This window comes from Rhizobium sp. PvP014 (assembly GCF_017876855.1).
Taxonomy (GTDB): Bacteria; Pseudomonadota; Alphaproteobacteria; order Rhizobiales; family Rhizobiaceae; genus Neorhizobium; species Neorhizobium soli.
In genome coordinates this window covers 300,168-322,634 of sequence record NZ_JAGIOT010000001.1, presented here as the reverse complement: position 1 = coordinate 322,634, position 22,467 = coordinate 300,168, and the positions used below count along the sequence as shown (strand labels likewise).

24 protein-coding genes are annotated in these 22,467 nt (G+C 61.1%); 3 read left to right on the top strand and 21 right to left on the bottom strand.

Translation table 11 applies throughout. The features are described from left to right. Positions 1-205: 205 nt before the first annotated feature. The 6 genes from J3A65_RS01430 to pcaD all read right to left on the bottom strand — a co-directional run bounded on the left by J3A65_RS01430 (position 206) and on the right by pcaD (position 5,182). On the bottom strand, positions 206-1,381 hold the full coding sequence (locus J3A65_RS01430) for an ABC transporter substrate-binding protein (RefSeq protein ID WP_113166552.1): 1,176 nt from the start codon (positions 1,379-1,381) through the stop codon (positions 206-208). A 112-nt stretch (positions 1,382-1,493) separates the two neighbouring features. Beyond that, entirely contained in the window at positions 1,494-2,564 is a 1,071-nt protein-coding gene (locus J3A65_RS01425) for a 3-carboxy-cis,cis-muconate cycloisomerase (RefSeq protein ID WP_209898739.1), read from the bottom strand. Between the two features lie 41 nt (positions 2,565-2,605). Beyond that, positions 2,606-3,223, bottom strand: coding sequence for a protocatechuate 3,4-dioxygenase subunit alpha (gene pcaG, locus J3A65_RS01420; RefSeq protein ID WP_209898736.1), 618 nt, complete (start codon positions 3,221-3,223; stop codon positions 2,606-2,608). Between the two features lie 2 nt (positions 3,224-3,225). Then, positions 3,226-3,966, bottom strand: a complete 741-nt coding sequence (gene pcaH, locus J3A65_RS01415; RefSeq protein ID WP_209898731.1) for a protocatechuate 3,4-dioxygenase subunit beta — start codon at positions 3,964-3,966, stop codon at positions 3,226-3,228. Further along, positions 3,963-4,382, bottom strand: coding sequence for a 4-carboxymuconolactone decarboxylase (gene pcaC / locus J3A65_RS01410; protein ID WP_209898727.1), 420 nt, complete (start codon positions 4,380-4,382; stop codon positions 3,963-3,965). Before pcaC ends, pcaH begins: the two co-directional genes overlap by 4 nt. 5 nt (positions 4,383-4,387) lie before the next feature. After that, the gene (gene pcaD, locus J3A65_RS01405; RefSeq protein ID WP_209898724.1) at positions 4,388-5,182 is read right to left on the bottom strand and encodes a 3-oxoadipate enol-lactonase; all 795 of its coding nucleotides are present in this window, start codon (positions 5,180-5,182) and stop codon (positions 4,388-4,390) included. A 92-nt stretch (positions 5,183-5,274) separates the two neighbouring features. Between pcaD and pcaQ the strand changes: the two genes are divergently transcribed. After that, on the top strand, positions 5,275-6,213 hold the full coding sequence (gene pcaQ / locus J3A65_RS01400; protein ID WP_192078738.1) for a pca operon transcription factor PcaQ: 939 nt from the start codon (positions 5,275-5,277) through the stop codon (positions 6,211-6,213). A gap of 54 nt (positions 6,214-6,267) precedes the next feature. Further along, a complete protein-coding gene (locus J3A65_RS01395; protein ID WP_209898720.1) occupies positions 6,268-7,524 on the top strand; it encodes a glycerate kinase in 1,257 nt (418 codons plus the stop codon). 12 nt (positions 7,525-7,536) lie between these two features. Here the strand turns inward: J3A65_RS01395 and J3A65_RS01390 are convergent, their stop codons facing one another. The 4 genes from J3A65_RS01390 to J3A65_RS01375 all read right to left on the bottom strand — a co-directional run bounded on the left by J3A65_RS01390 (position 7,537) and on the right by J3A65_RS01375 (position 10,678). Beyond that, complete coding sequence (locus J3A65_RS01390) at positions 7,537-8,442, bottom strand: S1C family serine protease (RefSeq protein WP_062454437.1); 906 nt, start codon at positions 8,440-8,442, stop codon at positions 7,537-7,539. Between the two features lie 198 nt (positions 8,443-8,640). Then, positions 8,641-9,168 carry a DUF992 domain-containing protein gene (locus J3A65_RS01385; RefSeq protein ID WP_062454438.1) on the bottom strand — a complete coding sequence of 176 codons (528 nt, stop codon included), beginning with the start codon at positions 9,166-9,168 and terminating at the stop codon, positions 8,641-8,643. A 192-nt stretch (positions 9,169-9,360) separates the two neighbouring features. Beyond that, entirely contained in the window at positions 9,361-9,774 is a 414-nt protein-coding gene (locus J3A65_RS01380; protein ID WP_209898715.1) for a TIGR02588 family protein, read from the bottom strand. A gap of 10 nt (positions 9,775-9,784) precedes the next feature. Next, positions 9,785-10,678 carry a TIGR02587 family membrane protein gene (locus J3A65_RS01375; RefSeq protein ID WP_245341392.1) on the bottom strand — a complete coding sequence of 298 codons (894 nt, stop codon included), beginning with the start codon at positions 10,676-10,678 and terminating at the stop codon, positions 9,785-9,787. 118 nt (positions 10,679-10,796) lie between these two features. Between J3A65_RS01375 and J3A65_RS01370 the strand changes: the two genes are divergently transcribed. Then, on the top strand, positions 10,797-11,432 hold the full coding sequence (locus J3A65_RS01370) for an alpha/beta family hydrolase (RefSeq protein WP_209898711.1): 636 nt from the start codon (positions 10,797-10,799) through the stop codon (positions 11,430-11,432). A 28-nt stretch (positions 11,433-11,460) separates the two neighbouring features. Here J3A65_RS01370 and J3A65_RS01365 read toward each other — a convergent pair whose 3' ends face one another. From J3A65_RS01365 to J3A65_RS01315, 11 genes are all read right to left on the bottom strand, one after another. Continuing rightward, positions 11,461-12,255: a DUF1194 domain-containing protein gene (locus tag J3A65_RS01365; protein WP_062454443.1), complete on the bottom strand. Its 795-nt coding sequence runs from the start codon at positions 12,253-12,255 to the stop codon at positions 11,461-11,463. A gap of 103 nt (positions 12,256-12,358) precedes the next feature. Beyond that, complete coding sequence (locus tag J3A65_RS01360; RefSeq protein ID WP_209898707.1) at positions 12,359-12,535, bottom strand: hypothetical protein; 177 nt, start codon at positions 12,533-12,535, stop codon at positions 12,359-12,361. 291 nt (positions 12,536-12,826) lie between these two features. Beyond that, positions 12,827-13,606, bottom strand: a complete 780-nt coding sequence (locus tag J3A65_RS01355; RefSeq protein ID WP_062454446.1) for an ABC transporter ATP-binding protein — start codon at positions 13,604-13,606, stop codon at positions 12,827-12,829. Next, complete coding sequence (locus J3A65_RS01350; protein WP_209898700.1) at positions 13,603-14,619, bottom strand: iron ABC transporter permease; 1,017 nt, start codon at positions 14,617-14,619, stop codon at positions 13,603-13,605. Before J3A65_RS01350 ends, J3A65_RS01355 begins: the two co-directional genes overlap by 4 nt. Further along, the gene (locus J3A65_RS01345) at positions 14,616-15,602 is read right to left on the bottom strand and encodes an iron ABC transporter permease (protein WP_209898694.1); all 987 of its coding nucleotides are present in this window, start codon (positions 15,600-15,602) and stop codon (positions 14,616-14,618) included. The genes J3A65_RS01350 and J3A65_RS01345 overlap by 4 nt, the downstream gene beginning before the upstream one ends. Beyond that, the gene (locus J3A65_RS01340; protein ID WP_082476207.1) at positions 15,599-16,645 is read right to left on the bottom strand and encodes an iron-siderophore ABC transporter substrate-binding protein; all 1,047 of its coding nucleotides are present in this window, start codon (positions 16,643-16,645) and stop codon (positions 15,599-15,601) included. The genes J3A65_RS01345 and J3A65_RS01340 overlap by 4 nt, the downstream gene beginning before the upstream one ends. Before the next feature lie 80 nt (positions 16,646-16,725). Further along, a complete protein-coding gene (locus tag J3A65_RS01335) occupies positions 16,726-18,831 on the bottom strand; it encodes a TonB-dependent siderophore receptor (RefSeq protein WP_174197389.1) in 2,106 nt (701 codons plus the stop codon). A 292-nt stretch (positions 18,832-19,123) separates the two neighbouring features. Then, a complete protein-coding gene (locus tag J3A65_RS01330) occupies positions 19,124-19,588 on the bottom strand; it encodes a GNAT family N-acetyltransferase (protein WP_245341390.1) in 465 nt (154 codons plus the stop codon). A 48-nt stretch (positions 19,589-19,636) separates the two neighbouring features. Further along, entirely contained in the window at positions 19,637-19,930 is a 294-nt protein-coding gene (locus J3A65_RS01325; RefSeq protein WP_209898690.1) for an Rmf/CrpP family protein, read from the bottom strand. A 73-nt stretch (positions 19,931-20,003) separates the two neighbouring features. Next, positions 20,004-21,506, bottom strand: coding sequence for a carnitine 3-dehydrogenase (locus tag J3A65_RS01320; RefSeq protein ID WP_209898686.1), 1,503 nt, complete (start codon positions 21,504-21,506; stop codon positions 20,004-20,006). A gap of 5 nt (positions 21,507-21,511) precedes the next feature. Next, entirely contained in the window at positions 21,512-22,414 is a 903-nt protein-coding gene (locus tag J3A65_RS01315; protein ID WP_062454994.1) for a 3-keto-5-aminohexanoate cleavage protein, read from the bottom strand. Positions 22,415-22,467 lie beyond the last annotated feature (53 nt).

Below are 22,467 nucleotides of genomic sequence, written 5' to 3'. Positions count from 1 at the left end.
AGGACGCCTACGATCCGCTCGACATGAGTAAGAAGGGTAATGGCGCTTTGCAAACTAACGGATGCTGTGAACGTGTCGGCGAGCCGGGCATCCTAACTCGAAGGCTTTCCAACCCTGCTGAACACGGGCTCAGCAGGGCCTTTTTGACAATTGGGTTGGTCCTACAAACCCATTGACAGGCCGGAGCAGCTCTCAGCCGGAACGCCTACTTCTTGGCGAAGGCCAGACCCGGATCGCCCTGTTTCTCGAAGGTCTGGATTTCCTTGTTGAAGTATTTGCCGTCTGCGCCTTTCTCGACGCTGCGCAGATAGATGTTCTGGGTGATGTGCCGGCTGGCCGGATCGATCGTGACGGGTCCACGCGGACTGGTCCATGACAGGCCTTTGACGGCCTCGACGGCCTTGGCCGCATCCTGCTTGCCGCCGGTTGCCTCGATCATTTTTGCGATGACATGCATGCCATCGAATGCGCCGACGGCCGGGAAGGAAAGTTCGGCGGGGTTGCCGATCGCCTTCTGCGCCGCTTCGACGAAAGCCTTGTTTTCCGCAGAGTCATGCGACACCGCATAGTGGAAACTGGTGGTAAGGCCGAGGCCGGCTTCACCGAGGGCGGGAAGATCGGATTCCTGCGTCAGATCGCCCGTCGCGAAGAACTTGATGCCTGCTGCCTTGAGGCCGGTGTCGTTATAGGCCTTCACGAAGGCAAGCGTCGGCGGGCCGGATGGCAGGAAGGTGAACAGCGCCTGCGCGCCGGAATCCTTGATCCGCTGCATCAGGGGTGCGAAATCCGTTGTCGAAAGCGGCATCCGGATGGATTCGACAACCTGCCCGCCCTCTTTCTCGAACGCTGTTTTGAAAGCCGTCTCGGCATCGGCGCCTGGGCCGTAATCGCTGACCAGCGTGATCGTCTTGGTAACGCCGCCGTCCTTGGCGACCTTGGCGAGCGGCGTGGCCGTCTGCCAGGTGGTAAACGAGGTGCGCACCACATAAGGGCTCGCGTTCACGATTGCGGACGTGGCGGCGTTCATGACAACCATCGGCACATTGCCCTGCTGCAGCATGGGGGCCGCCGCCATCGCGTCTGGCGTGAAATAATATCCGGCGAGATACTGGACCTTCTCGCGAACGATCAGCTCCTGCGACATCGCTTTGGACTTGGCGGGATCGGCGGTCGGCACGTCGCGATAGACCACCTCGATCTCGTTATCGCCAACCTTCTTGCCGTTCAGGGCAAAGAAGGCATCGATACCGGCTTTGAAGTTTTTTCCCTGCAGCGCGAAAGGGCCCGAGAAGGGACCGACGACGCCGACCTTGATGGTCTCGGCATAGCTGGCTCCCGACATCAAGGTCAGTGCGAAAACAGTTGAAATCAGCGTCTTCATTAGGCTCTCCCGTGCCATGTGTCGCATCGCCTCCCGATGTAACGTTGCGAGAAGATTGCATGCGGTGCTGCAATGTAAAACCGAAATCGGCGTGTCAGCCGATTGCTATTCGTCAAATATCGCGCGGGGCATCGCGGCCGAGCGCGGTGATGTTGAAAGCGAGCTCGCCGGCCAGCCGCAGGCCCGCACCCGCCGCCATTACGATATGCGGCAGGACCAGCCATTCCAGCGTCCAGGCAGCGCCCGAGCGTTCCTGCTCGTGGACCATGGCGAGTTGCATGCCGGAAAGCTGAACCGCTGTGTAGCGCGAAAGAGCGACAAGCGCTTCGGCCGCCACCGGGTTCTGCTTGTGCGCCATAGCGGACGAGGCCCCCCCGCCAGACAGCGTTATCTCGTCCCCCATCTGCGCGAGAAGGGCGATATCCTGTCCGAATTTGCCGAGGCTTCCAGAAATTGTCGCAAGGATGCCGGCGAACTCGGCAAGCCTGCTCCGCTGGCTCTGCCATTGCGGAGCATCGGCAAGACCAAGCTCGGCGGCCATCATGGCGCGCGCTTGAGCCGCGTGATCACCCAGTTTTTCCAGGGTGCCGACGGCACCGCCAAACTGCAGCGCAAAGCCATCTTCGGCAAAGGCGGCAAGCAGATGTTTCTGCCGGATAAGCGGATGGCGCCAGGCATCCACGCGGTCCGATACCTTGATCGGCAAAGCCGCCTGCATGCGCGTATGCCCCATCATCGCGCGGGAACCGTTCGCCCGGTCCAGTTCACTGAACCGCTCGGCCAGATCCTGCAGTCGCCCTAACAGAAGTGTGGCGACCGATTTCAGGCGCAGCATCAGTGCGGTGTCGATCACATCCTGGCTCGTCGCGCCGAAATGGACATGCGGGGCCGCCTCATCCCCGATCACACTACGCAGCTGTCGGACCAACTCCGGCACGACGACACCGTCGCGGCCGGTCGCCTGCTTCAACTTGGACATATCAGGCGAAAACGACGCGCATGCCGCAGCGATCGCCTGCGCGGATGCATGCGGTATCAGACCGCTTTTTGCCTGCGCGGTGGCGAGAGCCGCTTCGAACGCCACCATCGCCGTGATCTCGGCCTCCGGAGACAGATGCCGAGACACTTCCTCATCGCCGAGCAGACCAGACAGGAAGGGATGTTCGAATGCGGAAACGGTCATGCCGGAATTGTCACCTTGCTGGTCTTTCTCGAAAGTAGCCGTCAGATATCGAAGAATATCGTTTCCTTGTCACCCTGGAGATGGATGTCGAAGCGAACCATATCCCCGTCCCGCTGCCCGATCAGGGTCGGCACCCGCACGCGATGCTCGATGCGGGCAAGGACCGGATCCTCCGTATTGGCGGTTTCCTCGTCGGAGAAATACATCCGCGTCTGCAGGCCAAGATTGATGCCACGCGCCACGATCCAGAACGTGACATGAGGCGCCATCAGCCGGCCGTCCCGGAACGGCACCCGCCCGGGCTTGATCGTTTCGAACGCGAACTCGCCGGTTGCCATATCGCCGGGACAACGGCCCCACCCCAGGAAATTGGGATCGGCTGCACCGCGCGTTTCCGACGGGCTGTTGTAGATCCCGTCCGCGTCGGCCTGCCAGATCTCGATCAGCGCATCCTTCAGCGGTGCGCCGGCACCGTCATAGACAACCCCCCTGATGGTGATCCGTTCGCCCTTGGTCTTGTCGCTGGCCATCGGCCCGGACCCAAGATCTTGGTCGTAGATGCCTTCAAGGCCTGCGAAATTCGGCGTGCAACCGATATGCACGTAAGGCCCGGCGGTCTGGGATGGCGTTTCTTTGAGGTAGTTCAGCGGCTGCGCCATGATCAATTGCCTTCCAGACGATTTTCGAAAAGGGTCGAGCGGCGCCCGCGCAGGATGATATCAAACTTGTAGGCCCGCAGATCGTGCGGGATCGAGGCATTCATGTCGAGCGGTGCGATCAGGCTTTCGATCGCGTGCCGGTCCGGGATCGTCTTGACGATCGGGCAGAGCCAGATCATCGGATCGCCCTCGAAATACATCTGGGTGATCAGGCGCTGGGCAAAACCGTGCCCGAATACCGAGAAATGGATGTGCGCCGGACGCCAGTCGTTGACGCCGTTTGGCCAGGGGTAAGGACCGGGCTTTATCGTCCGGAAACAGTAATAGCCCTCTGCATCCGCGATCGCCCGGCCGAAACCGCCGAAATTGGGATCGAGCGGTGCAAGATAGCTTTCCTTCTTGTGGCGATAGCGTCCGCCGGCATTGGCCTGCCAGAATTCGACGAGAGCCCCCGCAACGCCCCTGCCCCGTTCATCGAGCACACGGCCATAGACCATGATGCGCTCGCCGATCGCGGATTCACCGGGCTTGGCGTAGTTGACGATCAGGTCGTTATCGAATTCGCCGAGAATGTTATGGCCGAACACCGGCCCGGTGATTTCGCTGCGCGTGCCTTCGAGCGAGATCAACGCCCGCTGCGGCGAGCGCAACACCGAGGTCTTGTAGCCTGGTGTGTATGCCGGAGGGTGCCGGTCCCTGTCGCGTGCGAAAAAGGGTGTCGTTTCTGGTGGTGCGTTGCTCATTTCTGCTCCTCCGCAGCAGGCTTTGCCGCATCGATTTCGGCATAGGTGGCCTTGGCGATCTTGAAAGCATGGTTGGCGGCGGGCACGCCTGCGTAGATCGCCACATGCATCAGCGCCTCGCAGATATCCTCGCGCGTCGCTCCCGTATTGGCCGTGGCGCGGATATGCATCGCCACCTCTTCATCATGGCCGAGTGCGGCCAGAAGCGCGATCGTCACCATCGACCGTTCGCGCTTCGACCATTGCTCGCGAGACCAGACGGAGCCCCAGGCGCCTTCGGTGATCAACTGCTGGAACGGCTGGTCGAACGGCGTCTCGTTGGCAAGAGCGCGGTCCACATGCGCCTCGCCGAGAACCGAGCGGCGCGTCGCCAGTCCCTGCTTGTAGCGTTCCGACGGGATGGAAGCTTCTGCCATGTCGTTCAGGACTCCAGTTCTTCGAGAAAGCCGCGGACCAAGGCCGCGTAGGCGCCAGGCGCTTCGATACAGGGTATATGCGCCGTGCCTTCGATGACTTCATAGCGTGCACCGGGAATGAGATCCGCAAGCGACCGCACCAGTTCGGGCGGGGTCGATCCATCTTGATCGCCTGCGATGCAAAGCGTCGGCACCGCGATCCGGGCTGCCTGCTCCGTGTAATCCGCCTTGCTGATCGCAGCACATGTGCCGCTGTAGCCGAGGGCGGGTTGGCGCACCACCATGTTGCAATAGGCCTTGTAGGCGGCATTTCCGGGCTCGCGGAATGCTGCGGTGAACCATCGCTGCATGACAGGTTCGAGAATGCTGCCGATCCCGTTTTGCTCGACGGCGCCGATACGGTCAGCCCACATCTGCGGTGTCCCGATCTTGTGCGCCGTGTTGGAAAGGATCAGCGCGCGAACGAGATCCGGCCGCGACACGTAGAGGCTCTGGGCAATCAATCCACCCACGGAAAGGCCGCAGACGATGACATCGGACAGGCCGAGATGATCGAGCAGCGCTGCAAGCTCTCCGGCGAGGTCCTCGATGGAATAGGGAGGGTTTCCAAGATCCGACAACCCGTGACCACGCTTGTCGTAGGTCAACACGGTGTAGTCGCCTGCCAGCTTGGGGACAACGTGATGCCAGATACGGCTATCCGTACCGAGCGAATTCACGAGCACCACGACCGGCCGGTTATCTCCCGCCCAGTCGATATCGTAGTGAACCGCGACGCCGTCGAGATCGACAAACTGCATGAACCAAATCCTCCTGGGCACAGTGTTCGCACTGGCATGCGGTTAAGTAAAATGATAATTTTTGGCCATTGCTTAACCCATGGGTTATGAATTTGGACAATCTGAAGATCAAGTTCCGCCACCTGCAGACCTTTGTCGAGGTCGCCCGGCAGAAGAGTGTAGTGCAGGCCTCCAAGGTGCTGAATGTCAGCCAGCCGGCGGTGACGAAGACCATTCGCGAGATGGAGGAGGCGCTTGGCGTGACGGTGTTCGAGCGCGAAGGCCGCGGTCTGCGCTTGACGCGATCAGGGGAAGTGTTTCTGCGCCACGCCGGAACCACGCTCGCCTCCTTGAAGAGGGGCATGGATGCCGTCTCCACCACCCGCTTTGGTGACACAATGCCGCTGCGGATCGGCGCGCTCCCGACGGTCGCCAGCAACATCATGCCGCTGGCAATGACGCTTTTCCTTGCCGAGAATGCAGGCGGCCAGGTCAAGATCGTGACGGGCGAGAATGCCGTCCTGATGGAACAGCTACGCCTCGGCGATCTCGATCTGGTGGTGGGACGGCTTGCGGCGCCCGAGAAAATGGCGGGGTTGAGCTTCGAGCATCTCTATTCGGAACAGGTCGTGTTTGCGGTCCGCACCGGGCATCCTCTGCTCGAGGCGAAACAGTCGCTCTTTGAGACGCTCGGTCATTTCCCGATCCTGATGCCGACGCGCGGATCGATCATTCGGCCCGTCGTCGAGCAGTTTCTGATCACCCACGGCATTACCGATCTCCCGGTCCAGATCGAGACGGTTTCCGATACGTTCGGTCGCGCCTTCGTCCAGACCAGCGACGCTATCTGGATCATCTCCCACGGCGTTGTGGCGGCCGATATCGCCCACGGCCTGCTGGCAACGCTGCCCATCGACACGGCGGAGACGAAGGGTCCGGTGGGGCTGACCCTCAAGGCCGAGGCCGGCGTCCCTGCGCCGCTCGATATTCTGATGCAGACGATCCGCCAGGCGGCGCGCGACATTGCAGGGGCGGCGGGCAAACGCGATTGACGACCGCAAGTCACCGTGATCGAACGGACGAATAAAGGCATGAGGGAGCGTGGAATGCAGGATCGGGAATTGTTGGAGGCGATGTTCCGCGCAGCGGTAAAGGCAGCCGATCCTCTAACCGGCATCAGCCGGCACCTGCCAGCGAAGCCGCAAGACGGCCGTACCGTCGTTGTCGGTGCCGGCAAGGGCGCGGCCCAGATGGCCGCTGCGCTCGAAACGATATGGCCCGGCGAACTCTCGGGCGTCGTCGTCACCCGTTACGGCTACGGTTGCGAAACACGGTTTATCGAGGTTCTGGAAGCGTCTCACCCGGTGCCCGATGCGGCCGGTCTCGCCGCTGCCGTCAGGATCACGGAGGCGGTCTCCAGCCTGACGGAACGGGATCTGGTGATTGCACTGGTCTGCGGCGGCGGCTCTGCCCTTCTGCCGGCGCCACCGGAGGGACTGACGCTCGATGACGAGATCGCGCTCAACGAGATCCTGCTGGCATCGGGCGCGCCGATTTCAGCGATGAACGTTGTCCGCAAGCATCTGTCGACGATCAAAGGTGGCCGGCTTGCAGCAGCAACCCGGGCCAGGGTCGTCAGCCTGATCGTCTCCGACATTCCCGGCGACAATCCGGCCTTTGTCGCTTCCGGCCCGACAATCCCTGACGAGAGCACGCGGCACGATGCGCTGGCCATCGTCGAAAACTACGGACTCAATCTTACGCGGGCCATGATGGCGCATCTGACGTCGCCCGCAGCCGATGCTCCCGATCCTTCAGACCCGGTTTTCGCCCGGAACGAGTACCACGTCATCGCCTCGGCCGGCGTTTCGCTGCAGGCCGCCGCCGAGATAGCGCTGGCACATGGCCTGACGCCGCATATCCTGTCGGATTCCATCGAAGGTGAAGCGCGCGATGTGGCGCTCGTTCATGCAGCGATTGCGCGGGAAATTGCAAAGCACGACCGGCCGTTCGCCAAGCCTGCCGTGCTTCTCTCAGGTGGCGAAACGACTGTGACGCTGCGCTCCGACGGCGGACGTGGCGGACGCAACGGCGAATTCGCACTGGCCCTTGCGCTCGCTATCGACGGCCTCGAGATCACTGCGCTCGCAGCCGATACGGATGGGATCGACGGCTCCGAAAACAACGCCGGCGCCTTTTGCGACGGCAGCACGACAAGGCGACTGATCGCGGCCGGACAGGATGGACGCGCGCTTCAGTCACGCAACGACAGCTATACCGGCTTCGAAGCGACCGGTGACCTGTTCGTCACCGGCCCGACGGGCACGAATGTCAACGATTTCAGGGCGATCCTGATCCGGTAATCCGGCTGTCGTTCACTGCAGCTGCGGTTTCAGAAGGAAGTCGTTGCGGTCCGCCGATTTCACGCGAAGCCAGGCTTCGCGGCCGTCACGGAGAACACGCATGGGAATTTCGGCACCGGGCGGACCGCTTTCCCAAACCTTGCGGTAGAAGTCAGCCAACCCGTCGACCTCACCGTCGCGGATTTCCGAGATGACGTCGCCACGCTTGAGCCCTGCCTTTGCGGCCGGGCCATTTTCGGTGACGCTCATGACAACGACGTCGCCATTCGTTTCTGCCGAGAACGCGCCGAGCCAAGGGCGCGGCTGGCGCTTGAATTCGCCGCTGTTGAGCAGGTCATCCAAGATTGGAGCCAGTAGGTTGATCGGGACCACCATATTGATATCGGCGATCTCTCCGCCCTTGCTCATCTGCAGCCGTAGCGAGCCGACGCCGATCAACCGGCCTTCGGCATCGACCATCGCGGCGCCTCCCCAGGAGGGATGCGCCGGCGTGATAAAGATCGCCTCGTCGAGCAGGTACTCCCAGTATCCGGCGAACTCCTGCTTGGCGACGATATTGCCGCGCACATACTGGCCCTCGCCGTCCGCAAAAACGATCGGATCTCCGACAGCAGCATTGTCGGAATCCCCGATCTCGAGCGCAGGCAGTTCCAAGGGCGCCAAGGCCTGCACGAGACCGAAGCCGCTTTCCTGATCGTAGGCGAGAGCATGGCCCGGGACCTTGCGGCCATCACGGCTCGTGATCCACACGTCATCGGCCTCGGTAATCAGATAGCCGATCGTCAGGATAAGACCGTTTTCCCGGATGACCACACCGCTGCCTTCTCGCCGGACGCCGAGAGCATCGGCCGTGAACGCGTTATCGGGAATGGAGGCGCGTACCGCGACGACGGACGCCAAGATTTTTTCTATATCCATGATGCCGATCCTTATCTTGTCGCGGTAGGGGCGCGGCCGCCTAGCCGAATTGATTGATCGCAAACTGCACGCTGTTTCCAAGCGACAGGGTCAAAATATGGTTTTGCGCGGACCGGTTCAAGAGGTTGCTACCAGACATGGAAAGGCCGCCGGAGTTACCCGGCGGCCTTCCAAATGACTTGACGTCTGGCCGATAGATCAGTTGGCTGGGGTCAGCGTAACTGAAGTACCTGTCGCAGCAACGTTCAGGCCGAGCTGACCGGTGATGCTGACGGTCTGGAGATGGATCGAACCGGATGTGCCGCCGACGAGAATGTTGGCGCCGATGCCTGCACCGACAGTCGCTTCAGCCGTTGCGCCCTGGTAGAGGCCGCCGAGCGAGCCGTGGTGATAGCCAGCGGTCGGTGCGAAGACTGCCCAGATCAGGCGGCTGCGCGTGGTAAAGCCGAGATCGACACCCATCTTGCGAATGACGCCGGTGTACTGATCGATCGGCTCACTGCCCATCGTGGACGAGAAGGTGCATTCGGCTTCCTTGGCGGAACCGATGACGTAACCGACGCCACCGCCGACCTGGCAATCGAGATAGCCGATACGGACGCCGCCGCGCTGGTCAGCTTCCTGGTATGGTGCATCCCTGCGCGAAATCACGTCTGCAGAAAAGGCGGTCGTTGCGGTGAGAACGATCGGCAGGGCGGCAACAGCCGCGGCGAAAGTCTTATTCATCCCTGTACTCCATTTAATTCTTCTTTTACCGCGAACTCACCTCTTGGTCGGTCGCAGACAGCGAACATAAACGCACATGACTCCGAATCGATCCCGTCATCGCTACACGAAATGTCACGCCGGATTCCAGAACGTGAGTGGATTGCATTGGCGGCGCCCGTCGAAAAGCCATGGTCGGCTGGCGGCGTCCGTTCAGGGATCGGTGAAGCTGATCGTCCGCAACCGGATCTGATCCTGACGCGGCTCACGGGCGAAAAGGATGGCTCCCGAGGCTTTCGATTGCGCGGGAACGTAATCGAAGGTGACATCCGCCTGTTCGATGGCCGCCTCACCATCCATGACCTCGCCGCGCACGACGACCACTGCCGCCGTTCGGTTAGCGCTGTTGGAAACATCGAACCGGATGCGGTAGCCGCCCTCGACGGGCATGCGTTCGGTGATCTCGATACGGAACGCGGGCGGGACTTTCTCCTCACTTACGGCGCGCCAGCCAACCCAGCCAAGGACGGCCGCAACAATCAGCGTCGAAACGATCGCAGTGACCCATTCGATCCAGTGTGCCTCACCCTTTTCGGTGACCTTGCCGATATCGCTCGTGTCTTTCATCAGGGCCTCGCTAAAGGATCAGTCGGGCCGCGGCAGCGCCGATCGCCCCCGGGAATGAGAGGACGATGACCGAGATCAGCACCGGCGTTGCCGCCATGCCGTCCAGCCGGCCGAAGATCCACAGCACATAGAGACTGACCAGCATCGCGACCATATAACCGGGAAGCGTGTAGCGGAAGAAGATAGGCCAGCGTGAGCTGTCTTCCGGCATTCTGTGCCCGCCGCGAAAAGACACCGCGTAGACGAAACAGTGCATGATGGCGATCGACACCAGGATCGTCAGCACCCCGTGCCAGTTCATCATCTTGTAGGAAATCAGGACGACTTCTTCCGTCGGCGCGACATTGAGGTTGAGAAACAGCGCACCGATCGCCATCAGAAACAGCTCGCGCACGTAGTTCGTCGAAAGACTGTCGGGAACGGCATCTGATGACTGGGACGTCTCGTCGTCCTCGTCGTCAGCGTTATCCTCTCCACCCAGCTGGGAGCGCCCGAGCATGGCGCCGATGCTTGCCGGCACCGCCTGGATGGCGATCTTGCCGATGATGGTTGCCATGGGCATATCGGCCTTCAGCACGCCGAGCATCACAAGTGCCGCACCACTCATGACGATCCCGAGCGCGAAGGCCGTCAACGCGTCGCGCACGGCCTGCCAGAAGGTAGAGGTCCGCTCAAACCCGATGAGATGCGCAAGCACGATCAGGAGCGGGATGTTGAAGAGGAGCAGGATCAGGAGCCGGGATTGCTCGATATAGAAACCCAGTTCCCACAGCTCCATCGTCATCAGCATGGGAATGCCGAACAGCATCGCGCCCGCGGCACCCCGGCCAAGGCCCACGAGAAAGCGCCGCAATTCGCCATCGGCTTGCGTCTTGCTGTTTTCGATACTGGCAGTTCCGCCCAAACCGGTCGCTTTCGCTTACACGCCTGAATGGCATAGATAGGAACATGGCCCCGATTGGCTAGCTATCCGTCTGCCGATAAAAGGACTTATCCTCAGTTTGCGGAAGGGCTTCTTGACGATGGCGACACAATTTCTGATCGATGGACGACAAGACGCGCCGGTGACCATCCTTCTTGCGCATGGCGCAGGCGCCCCGATGGATTCAGGCGCGATGACAGCCGTCACTGAGGCTCTCGCTGCCGAAGGGTTTCGCGTGGCGCGGTTCGAGTTCGCATACATGGCGGCGCGGCGGGAGGGCGGCAGCAAAAGGCCGCCACCGAAAGCCGAACGATTGCAGGACGAATACCGCCAGGCCATCGGCGATCTGGAAGGGAAATCGAAGCTGGTTATAGGCGGAAAATCCATGGGCGGACGCGTCGCCAGCATGATTGCCGACCAGGAGTTTGCCGATGGCAGGATCGCCGGTCTCCTCTGCCTGGGTTATCCGTTCCACCCGCCGGCCAAACCGGACAAGCTCCGCACCGCACATCTGAGCGACCTTAAGACGCCGACGCTGATCTGCCAGGGAACCCGCGACCCGCTCGGCAGCGAAGAGGAGGTCAAAGGCTACGATCTTTCGGACGCGATCGAACTCCTGTGGCTTCCCGATGGCGATCACGATCTGAAGCCGCGAAAAACCGTTTCAGGCTATTCCGCCGACGATCACCTGAAGACGGTTGCGGCCCACGTCAAAAGCTGGTCCGCGCGGCTTTGATGCTTACTGCCCCGTCTTGAGTCCCGGTCTAACGGTCGAAAATGTCCTGCCACTGTTTCTCGCCCATCATGCAATCGCTTTTCGGCCCGGACGCAATCTTCATGACTTTCTCCGGAGGCGTGATGCCGCTCACCTCCATCACCAGCTTGCGGCGCACCGCGACTGCGAAATCCTCGATGCGGTGAACCGGGAGAACGAAGGAGCCCGGACCACCCGTCACGCAATCCGCGTAATACTTGTCCAGGCCGCCCGGTGCACCTGACGGTCGCAGCATCAGAGCTAGACCGTTGATGACGATTCCGGCCTCGACCGCCTTGTTCCTTGCAGGCTCAACCGGGTTGCCGGAATTGTTGGGCCCATCGCCCGAGATATCGATGACCTGCCGCATGCCCCTCAGCGGGTTGGAGACGATCATCGTCGCCCCTTGCGTGATCGCCGCGGAAATCGACGTCCGCCTCTGTGTCTCGATCGGACGCGCTGCCAGTTTTTGCGTAAAGACGAGCGCATCCTGCGCATTTTCGATCACGTGCCAGTCGATGACCGACCCCGGCACGACCCCGCCAGCCCATTCGAAATAGCTGATCGCAATGCGGCCGGTCATGCCTGACCTAACCGCATCGAGAAATTCCCTGTGCTGGAGAGCTTCGATATAGCCTTCGCGTTGGATGGCGACCTCTTCGAAATCCATGGAACGGGAGGTATCGACGGCTAGGACGAGTTCGACATCGACCTCGCCGGACGGACCGCCCGCAGTGGCAGGCGATTGTACGACGGGCGTTGCAGCCGAAGACAGGCTGATCAGCATCGCGAGTGTTGCAAGCATCTGCACTCCAATCACTGCGTTTGTACTGCTGAAAACAGTAACACAGGAATGAAAAGCTTCGATGCCGTTGCGCGAACTCGACTTCAACTCTCAGTGATGAGACTCATTCTGCAGGCGTCACCTCCTGCTGGGTGCCTTGTGTGAGCGCTTCGACAAGGCAATCCATGATCGCTTTTCTGAGCGCGTAGGTGTTTGCGCTGGTTCGCTTGCGGTCAAGGCACTGCGCGGCTTCGATCAGGCTCATACCGTGGTGGACAACAATCTGATGGGCCCTGTTCATGGCCCAGTATTCGACTGAAGAACTCTGGTCTTCAAACCTGTGGCTTACTGCGTCCAATGTGGCCTCACTAGATAAATGCATCGTGACGGCGAATCATTTGCTGAGCAGAATCTAGCGCAACAGTATAGATTCGTGAATCCGGCACGGATTTGCTTCGCGGCAATAAACAGTCCAAATTCTTAAGTGAAAACAATCACTGTTAGTTTTTATGAATGAGATCTTCCGCGTGATATGAATATATATCACGTTTCTGGCGCGAGGCTTGTCGGCATGCCGCCGGCATCGACCAGTTTACCGCGGGACGACCATCGGTTTTCCCGTCACCGGATCGGCAATGATCATTGATTTCAAACCGAAAGCCGCGTCGAGATTGGCTTCCGTCATGACCTGCTCGGGGCTTCCCACATCCACCAGTCCGTTACTGCCGAGCAACACGAGATGATCGGAAAACCGGACGGCTAGATTGAGATCGTGCAGTACGGCCACAACCGTCGTTCCGTGGTTGCGATTGCGCTCGCGCAGCACGGAAAGCACGTCCATCTGGTGGCTGAGGTCAAGCCATGTCGTCGGCTCATCGAGCAAAAGGTAGGGCGTATCCTGTGCGAGCACGAGCGCGATCCAGGCCCGCTGCCTCTGGCCGCCGGACAGTTCGTCGAGCGGCCTGTCAGCGAGATCGGCAAGGCCGACCTGTGACAACGCCCGTTCGCAGGCGATCGCATCGGTCTCGCTCCAGGGCGCGAGCAGTCCGCGCCAGGGTGTGCGGCCTCGCCGCACCAGATCAGACACACTGATGCCTTCCGGGGCCTTGGATGCCTGCGGCAGGATGGCGAGCCTTCGTGCGAGAGCTCTCGTGTCGATCTTCGCAATATCATCCCCGCCCAGCGTCACAGTGCCGTGCAGCGGCGGGATAAGCCGTGCCAACGCTTTCAGAAGCGTCGATTTTCCGCATCCGTTCGGCCCGAGAATGGTCGTGATCTTGCCGTCCGGCAGTGTGAGCGACAGATCCTGGATCACGATCCGGTCGCGATAGCCAAGGGTCAGGAGTTCGGTTTTCAGCGCCTTGCCTGTCACAGGTCTCCAGTCTCCATTTCACGCGAGAGCAGCCACAGTAGATAGGGCGCTCCCATGATCCCTGTCATCACGCCGACCGGTAGCTGCAGACCCGGCACAAGCGAGCGCGCGACGAGATCCGCGAGTACAGTAATTGTGGCACCTGTGACGGCGGCTGCTGCAAGCCGCGATCCCGGACTGCTGGCCTTAGTCATCCGCGAGCCGAGCGGCCCGGCCATCAGCGCCACGAACGGCACCGGCCCCGCCACGGCGACACCGGCGCCGGCCAGCAGCACACCCGTGGCGATCAGCAGATATTTCGACCGGCGCACACGCGCGCCGAGACCCGTTGCAAGCTCATCGCCCAGTTCGAGCAGGCCGAGCGAGCGCACCTGAAAGGCCAGCAAAGCAAACAGAACGCCGCCGGTGGCGGAAACCTGAAGCGCATGTCCCCAGTTGCGGGCGGCCAGAGAGCCTGCAAGCCAGCGCTGCGCATCCGCAGCCTCCTGGAGCGGCAGGCGGGTCATCAGGAAGCTGCTTGCAGCAGAACAGAAAAAACCCATTCCGAGGCCGACGAGAATAAGCGTCAGCGCCGCCTGCGTACCGTGCCGCCGGTAAGAAAGTCCCGCAACAATGACAGCCGCAATCAATCCGCCGGCGGCGGCCAGAAATGGCAGCGGCAGGGAAAGGCCGAAGGCGACGCCGCAGATCACCGCAAGGCCAGCACCTTGCATGAAACCCATCACATCCGGCGCCGCCAGCGGATTGCGCAGCAGGATCTGGAAGATCGTGCCGGACGCGCCGAGAACGGCCCCGACACCGACTGCCGTCGCAATTCCCGGGCCTCGCAGGACACGCAGCGTCAGCGCTCCTGGCCCGGTCCCCGTCCATAGACCGGTCCACAGATCCTGCGGTGTCAAAAAGATCTGGCCGAGCATGAGCGATGCGAGAATGGAGGAAAGCAGCAGGCCAACCAGCAGGACGACGCCAGCCATGCCGCCACCCCTCGCCCGACCATTGTCGCGCGCCGTCACGATGTCGCTCCGGGACGAAGCCGCCGTGCGATGATGACGAAAGCCGGAGCCCCGATCAGCGCTGTCATGATGCCGACGCGAATTTCCGATGGCGCGAGAAGGATACGCCCGAGCGTATCCGCATAGAGCAGGATCGACGCGCCGATGACAGCGGCCGCCATCAGCTCGAACCGCAGGGCGTGTCCGGCGACGCGCCGCGCCAGGGGCGGAACCAGAAGGCCGACGAAAGCGATGGGGCCCGCGACCGCGACCGCAGCACCCGTCGTCAGCGTGATCGCCACGAGAGCTCCGGCCTGCACGCGCGCCGGTTTCGTGCCCAGCCCGCGGGCAAGCGAAGACCCGAGTGAAAGTGCCTCGATGCGCGGCGCAATCAGGAGAGCCACCCCGATACCGATGGCAGCGGCGCTCCCCATGCCGGCGAGCGGACGCGCGCCAGCCTGTGCCAGCGATCCTGTGATCCAGAAACGGAGAATTTCGAGCGTCTCGTTGCGGGCAAGGACGATGGCCGAGACCAGAGACAGAAGCATCGCATTGAGCGCTGTGCCCGCGAGCGCCAGCCGGACGGGGCCTGCATCGCCGCGTAGTCCACCGCCCAGCATGAACACGGCGGCGGCGGCGAGTGCTGCGCCCGGAAAGGCCATGGCAGACATCAAGCCACTATCGGACCGCCCTGTCAGCAAAGCCGCAATCACCACTGCGAAGGCGGCACCGGAGTTGACGCCCATGATGCCGGGATCCGCCAGCGGATTACGAGTGAGCGCCTGCATGATCGTGCCGGCGATACCGAGGCCCGCACCGGCGATCAGCGCCGCGACAAGGCGCGGCATTCGGACGGAACCGATGACGATATGGACCGGATCGCTCTCATCATATGCAAAGATTGCCTGGAACACATCGATAGGCGTGACATCGCGCACCCCGACGCCAAGTGTCAGCACCACGGCGAAGAGGAAAATCAGGCCAAGGACGGCGGCTGATTTCACGGGGCAAGCCCGGCGGCAACGCTTGACGGAACCTGTGTCTCGACTTTCCCGTCCAGAGCCAACCCGATCTCCGCTTCGAGCCGCTCGAGCGCGAACGGCAGGGAAAGAACGCTGCCGAAGGTCAACGCTCCGGCCAGAAGCGCTCCGGCCAGAACCTCACGACCCTCGACATGAGCCTTCAGCGTCTTGCGCATCGGCATTGAGACGATGTCCGGCACGGCATCGGACGTGGAGACCCAGATCAGCAGGTCCGCGTCGAGACTGGAAAGATCCTCCGGGGAAAGCCGGGCGTAAAAACCCTCGTTTGTTTCGAGGTTGGCGAGTGCTGGCGGCGGCCTGAAACCCAATTCCTTCAGGAACGTCGCGCGGGTATCGGTGCCGATGAAGGCACCGGTTTCTCCGCCGAAATTGTAGGCGCAGACAGCGGTCTGTTCCGCCCATTGCGGATGCCGTGTCCTGATGTCCGCAAACCTCGACTTGACGCCTTCGATGAGTTCCTCAGCCTTGCCAGTGTTGCCGACCGCGCGACCGATGACGCGGGTCTGGGCGTCCCAGGTGGTGCCATAGGCGAGATCGCCCTTTTCCTGCATCAGGACAGGCGCAATCTGGGATAGGATATCGTATTCGGCCTGCGAGATACCTGATCCGATGCCGATAATCAGGTCCGGTTGGAGCGAAGCGACGATCTCCATTGACACTTCACCCGAGATGACCTGCGGCTGGGCATCTCCCATCAGCGCCTGGGCCCAAGGCCAGACGTTGTAGGGATAGCCTCCGAACCATTGGCGCGTGGCGACAGGGACGACACCCAGCGCCAGGAGAGGATCATGGGTGGAATACCCGAGCGAGACCACACGCCTGGCCGGCTGCGGCAGTACCGTTTCACCGAAGGCATGAACAAAGCGAAGTTCGTCTTGCGCCATCGCGACACCAGGAAGGCCTCCGGTCGCCGCAGCGGCAAACCCCGACGCGATAGCCGTCAGAACCTGTCGTCTCGTGGGTGCAACGATACCGAAGCCGATCGCTGTCTGGCAGATAGGCATCTGTAAACGGTCCTTTCCACAGTCATGTCTTGGTATAATCAGGTTTCACAGTTCGAGTGCCCCATTGAGGCGAAGCCCGGTTACCAAGTGTATTTCAGCGTTGCGAGAACCGTACGGCGATCGCCGTAATAGGCGGTGTTGCTGAAGCCGTCGATCTGGCTGATATATTCCTTATCGAGCAGGTTCGTGACGTTCGCCGAGAGAGCGACGTTGTCGCGGATCTGATATTTCACGGCTGCGTCGAACAGGACCCTCGAAGGAACGGGATCCGTGTTGGCGTTATCGGCATAGGAACTGCCGACCAGGCGTCCGCCAACGCCGAGCGTCAGATCGCCGCGCGCGCCGTTGCCGGGAAGCGTGTAGTCGAACCATGCCGACGCCATGTGCTTGGGAACGAGATACGGCCGGTTGCCGACGAGAGTGGGGTCGACATCCTCCTCGATCTCTGCATCCAGGTAGGAATATCCGGCGGTAAAGTTGATCCGATTGGACAGCGCGACCTTGGCTTCCAGTTCGAGACCGCGAACGTTGATCTTTCCGACCTGGTACTGAGCCGAATAGTCCGGTGCCCATTGTGCGACGTTGGTCTGCGTCAGGTCGAACAGCGCCGCCGTGAAGAGCGCATCGATGCCGGTCGGCTCATACTTGATGCCAATTTCGTACTGCCTGCCTTCCTGCGGTTTAGGGGTGCCGATGAAGTAGCTGCGATTGGCCGCAACCGGAAGGAAGGATTCCGAGTAGTTGGCGTAGACAGAGACTTCGCTCGTGGCCTTGTAGGTCACACCGGCTCGCTTGGAGAAATTCTCGTCGACCGCGTCGTAGTCGGTGCCGTAGGAGGTACTTTCAGTTTCGGCATGGTCATACCTACCGCCGACGGTAAAGATCAGACGATCGTCGTAGGTCAGCTCTTCCTGAATATAGAGACCCTTGGTCGTGAGATCGGACTCGGACGCAACGCCGGCACCGAATGACACGCAGCTTCGACCGCAGTATACCGGATTGCGGATATCGCCGACGCCGAGTGCAGTACCGTCAAACCGCATTTCCTCGTTGCTGTCGCGACCGTAGTCGAAGCCGAACAGCGTCCGGCTGTCGAAGGCACCAAAGCTCGCCTCGTATTGCAGCTGGTTGTCGATGTGGAAACGCGTGGATTCGCCGTAGACTGCAAGAGCGTTCCGGCTCGTGGCTGGATCAGCCGAATTGTAGACACTCTCGTAGGTGACATCGAGTTTGGTGTACCTGGCGTTCTGGCGGAACTCGAGACCATTGCCGAAATCGTGGCGGAACTGGTAACCGATATTCTTCTCGATTACGTCCATGTTGTCGAAATCTTGCTCGCCGAGATAGGTCTCGGAATCGATGCCGGAGCCGAGCGGAATGCCGTGAGACGTGCTGCCGTCACGCTTGTTGTAGTCCATCAGAAGCGTGAAGGACGTATCCGCGGTCGGAGACCAGGTCAGCGCCGGCGCGACGTAGATGCGATCGTCCTCGGTCTCGTCGATCCCTGCGTCGGCATTCTGCCACTTGCCGGTCAAACGATAGCTCCAGATACCGTCTGCATCCAGCGGGCCGCCGAAATCGGTTCCAGTCTCGACATGACCGTCGCCGAGTGTCGTGTAGACTTCGCCGAATTTCTCGTCCTGCGGAAGCTTGGTCACCGCATTGACGATACCACCCGGTCCCGACAGTCCGAACAGAGACGAGTTGGAACCCTTCAGCACTTCGATGCGCTGCATCGCATAGGGTTCGATACGGTTGGTCGTAAAATCGCCACCCGTGTACATCGGGAGACCGTCGCGATAGGTCGCGTTGCCGGTCGAGTAGAACCCGCGGATCAGATAGTGATCGTAGCGATTATCGGAGCCGTAGATGTCGGTCGAAACACCCGGCGTGTAGGCCAGAGCCTCGTCGAGCGTCGTGACGCCGCGCTTTTCCAGTTCTTCTTCCGTCACGACGGAAACCGAAGCGGGCGCGTCGAGCAGAGGGGTATCGGTCTTGCTGCTGGAACGGGAAGCCTTGGCAACGATCGTCGCATCGGGACCCACTCCACTGCCACCGCTTTCGAGCACAATCGGCGCGAGCGTTGTGCCGGTGGCATCAGCTGTCTGTGCAAGAGCCTGCAGCGGCAGCAGGATTGCCACACTGGAAAGAAGCGCTATCCGTTGGGCGCTTACCCGGCGCCCCATCGAAATCCGTGAAAAACCATTGACTTGAAAAGGTCTTGACCGAAACGCCACGCGAAATTCCCCTCGTACTAAAATTCCTGCCACGAAGCCCCGCCGCTGCAGACCAAGCGGAAAAGAAATCATGATTATTTTGATCAGGAATTATCGGGAGGGCTTTTGCAAGTCAACGGCTGAACTCTTTTGCTCAAAGCAAGAGTTGCCCGGAACGGAAAAGCGGGTCAAACTGTGGCAGGAATGTCATAGCGAGGGTGCTGGCTCTCCGTGTTTCCTGGATAGGACGGCGCTTTCTAAGCTAGCTCCGTTCAGCCAGCGCGTTCAGTTTCGCACCCTCGAGACGGTAGAAGATGTGGGTTTCCTTCCGCTCGCCGCCAAGGTCGTCGTAGAACTTCAAAAGCCGCTGGTTCGTGCGCGCCGCCGTCCAATCGACGCGGCCAAACTTCCGTTCGACGGCAATCGCTGCAAGCCGCTGCATCAGTTTGATACCAACCTCTTGGCCCCGCTCGGAACCTGAGACGAAAAGCTCTTTGAGGAACAGGCCCGGCACCAGGCCGGGACCGGGAAAGATCGAAGCGAAGGCGGCAAAGCCGATCACGCGGCTGGTTCCGGCGACGATGATCTCGGTATTGAGCGGCCGGTTGAGAACCCCCGCGACGATTGCGTCCCGCGGAGGGCAGAACACGCCGTAATAGTCCTGCATTTCCTCGAGCAGTCCCGCAAGTTCATCGGTGTCCCCGGCGCTAAACGGACGAATCTGCATGATTTTTGCCTTATTGCGATACGTGTGATCGTCCGGCAGAAAAATCAATCAGCTCGGATCCTGATATCCTTCCAGCCAAAGCGCGCGACGGTCAAGATCATCCGTGTAAGGGCAGGTGTCCAGCGTGTTGCCGCTTGCCGCGGATCTCCGGCCTTCTTTCACGATGATCAGCCGTTCCGAATCCGTCAGTGTATCAGGCTGGACTGCGGTGCTGTCGATGGCTACTTCCACCCGCACCCCCTGTCCCCGCAACGCATCGATCGAAGAGACGGCATCCTGCGCCGTTGGGAAACTTTCCCGAATGATCTGATCGCCTCGGACGGCCCTTAACTCGTAGGTCATGGCGCATCTCTCCTTGTTGTCAGAAACAGAGGAGATGCGGTTATTGTTCCGGCCGCCTAACGCTTCCGCTGAGCTAATTTTTCTGCCCGACTGAGCGGCCTGCCCCGTCCGGGAACGTTAGCTTGGCATGCGCCTGCGCAATCGGCGCAAGCTTTGCCATCACTTCCGGAGGAGCGACAACGGATTTGCCGGCGCTTGCATCCACATGCAGCATCAGTTGCTCTGCCGTCGCGATGATGCCGTCAGTCTTCGAGTCGTGAATGGTCGAGAAAAATCGGACGCGCTTTTCGTCGACGGACAGGATCTGCAGTGTGGCGTAGATCGCCTGGCCGAGCTTGGCCTCGCCCAGATGCCGGATATGCGTCTCGACCGTGTAATAGCTGTGGCCCGCCTCGACATACGCGAAGTCGACGCCGATCAGGCGCAGCAGGGCATCGGACGTGTCGCCGAACACCTGGAGGTATCGGTGCTCCGTCATGTGGCCATTGTAATCGACCCAGGCGGCGTTGACCTTGGTATCGACCAGCCGCAGCGGGGCCGAGGTGTCGACGGACAGGCTTGTCCCCTTGCCGTTTCCGCCACCTTCGGACCAGAGATGCGTCTCGAACTCGGACAGGATTTTGCCCGCGCCCCAGCCCTTGCCGCCGTCGCCGGCCTTCAGCGCCTGCATGATTCCGACGAGGTTTTCATCCCGGATCCGCTCCAAATCACGGATGCCATAGGCGCCGGACTGGGCATCCGATTGGGCTGCGATCTTGTCGACCAGAGCGTCGTCGAGATCGACCACGTCGGTCAGCTTGGTCCAGGGCCAGGCGAGGCAGGGGCCAAACTGCGCCAGAAAATGCCGCATGCCCGCTTCGCCACCCGCAATGCGGTAGGTTTCGAACAGTCCCATCTGCGCCCAGCGCATGCCGAAGGAATAGCGGATCACATCGTCGAGTGTCTCGGTATCGCAGATATCGTCATGGATCAGCCACAGCGCCTCGCGCCAGAAGGCTTCCAGCAGACGGTCGCCGACAAAGGCTTCGATCTCCTTCTTGAGGATCACGCCCTTCATGCCAATCGGCGCCAGCCGCTCGCGGGCGAGAAGCAGGGTCTCCGGGCTTGTGCGTTCGCCGCCGACCAGTTCGGCCAGCGGCAGGAGGTAGACAGGGTTGTAGGGATGCGCGACGAACATACGCTCGGGATGCCGCATGTCGCGCTGCAGTTGCGTCGGCATCAGTCCTGAAGTGGACGATCCGATCAGCGCCTTCGGATCGGCGGCCGCATCGATTTTCGTCAGCACGCCACGCTTCAGGTCCAGCCGTTCCGGGACGCTTTCCTGGATCCAGTCGGCGCCTGCGACCGCCTCCTCCAGCGTCGCGCAGAACGTGAGTATTCCCCGAGGCGGCAGCGGCGCCATCGTAAGCATGCCATAAGCGCGCTCCGCATTGGCAACCACCTCCGTGACGATGCGCTCGGTATCGGGATGCGGATCGAAGATGGAAACGTCGATGCCGCCAAGCAGGAAACGCGCGGCCCAGGCGCCACCGATGACACCGCCGCCGATACAGGCTGCCTTCTTGATCTTGCTCATGCCGGTCACCTTTTCTGCAGCTTGAGTTTTTCGCGCACCTCGGCCGGGCCGATGATCTTTGCGCCCATGCCCTCGATCACCCCGACCGCTTTTTCGACGAGCTGCGCATTGGTCGCGAGTTGCCCCTTGCCGGCATAGAGATTGTCTTCAAGACCGACCCGCACATTGCCGCCGGCCAGCACCGCTGCCGCCGGATAGGCAAGCGCGTTGCGGCCGATCGAGAAGGCCGAGAACGTCCAGGTTTTCGGAACGTTGTTGACCATGGCCATGAACGTGTTCAGGTCGTCGGGCGCGCCCCATGGAATTCCCATGCAGAGCTGGATCAGCACCGGATCCTCGATCAGGCCTTCCTCGACGAGTTGCTTGGCAAACCACAGATGGCCGGTATCGAAAGCCTCGATCTCGGGACGCACACCGAGCGCCGTCATCTGCCGTGCCATTTCGCGCAGCATCGACGGCGTGTTGGTCATGACGTAATCGCCGAGCGAAAAATTCATGGTGCCGCAGTCGAGCGTGCAGATCTCCGGCAGGCACTCCGCCACATGCGCCACACGCTCGGTCGCGCCGGCCATGTCGGTTCCATCAGGATTGACCGGGAACGGCGCTTCGACATTGCCGAACACGAGATCGCCGCCCATGCCGGCGGTGAGGTTCAGGACCACATCGACATCGGCCGAGCGGATGCGATCGGTCACTTCCCGGTAGAGTTCGATATTGCGGGCCGCGGCACCGGTTTCCGGGTTGCGCACATGGCAGTGAACCACGGCGGCTCCCGCCTTCGCCGCGTCTATCGCAGAATCGGCGATCTGCTTCGGCGTGATGGGCACGTGTGACGATCGTGATGTCGTATCTCCGGCACCCGTCACGGCGCAGGTTATGAAAACCTCGCGGTTCATCTCAAGCGGCATCATATGCTCCTTCTGATTGAGCGTATTACGACCGAGAGGCGGATGGAATGCTT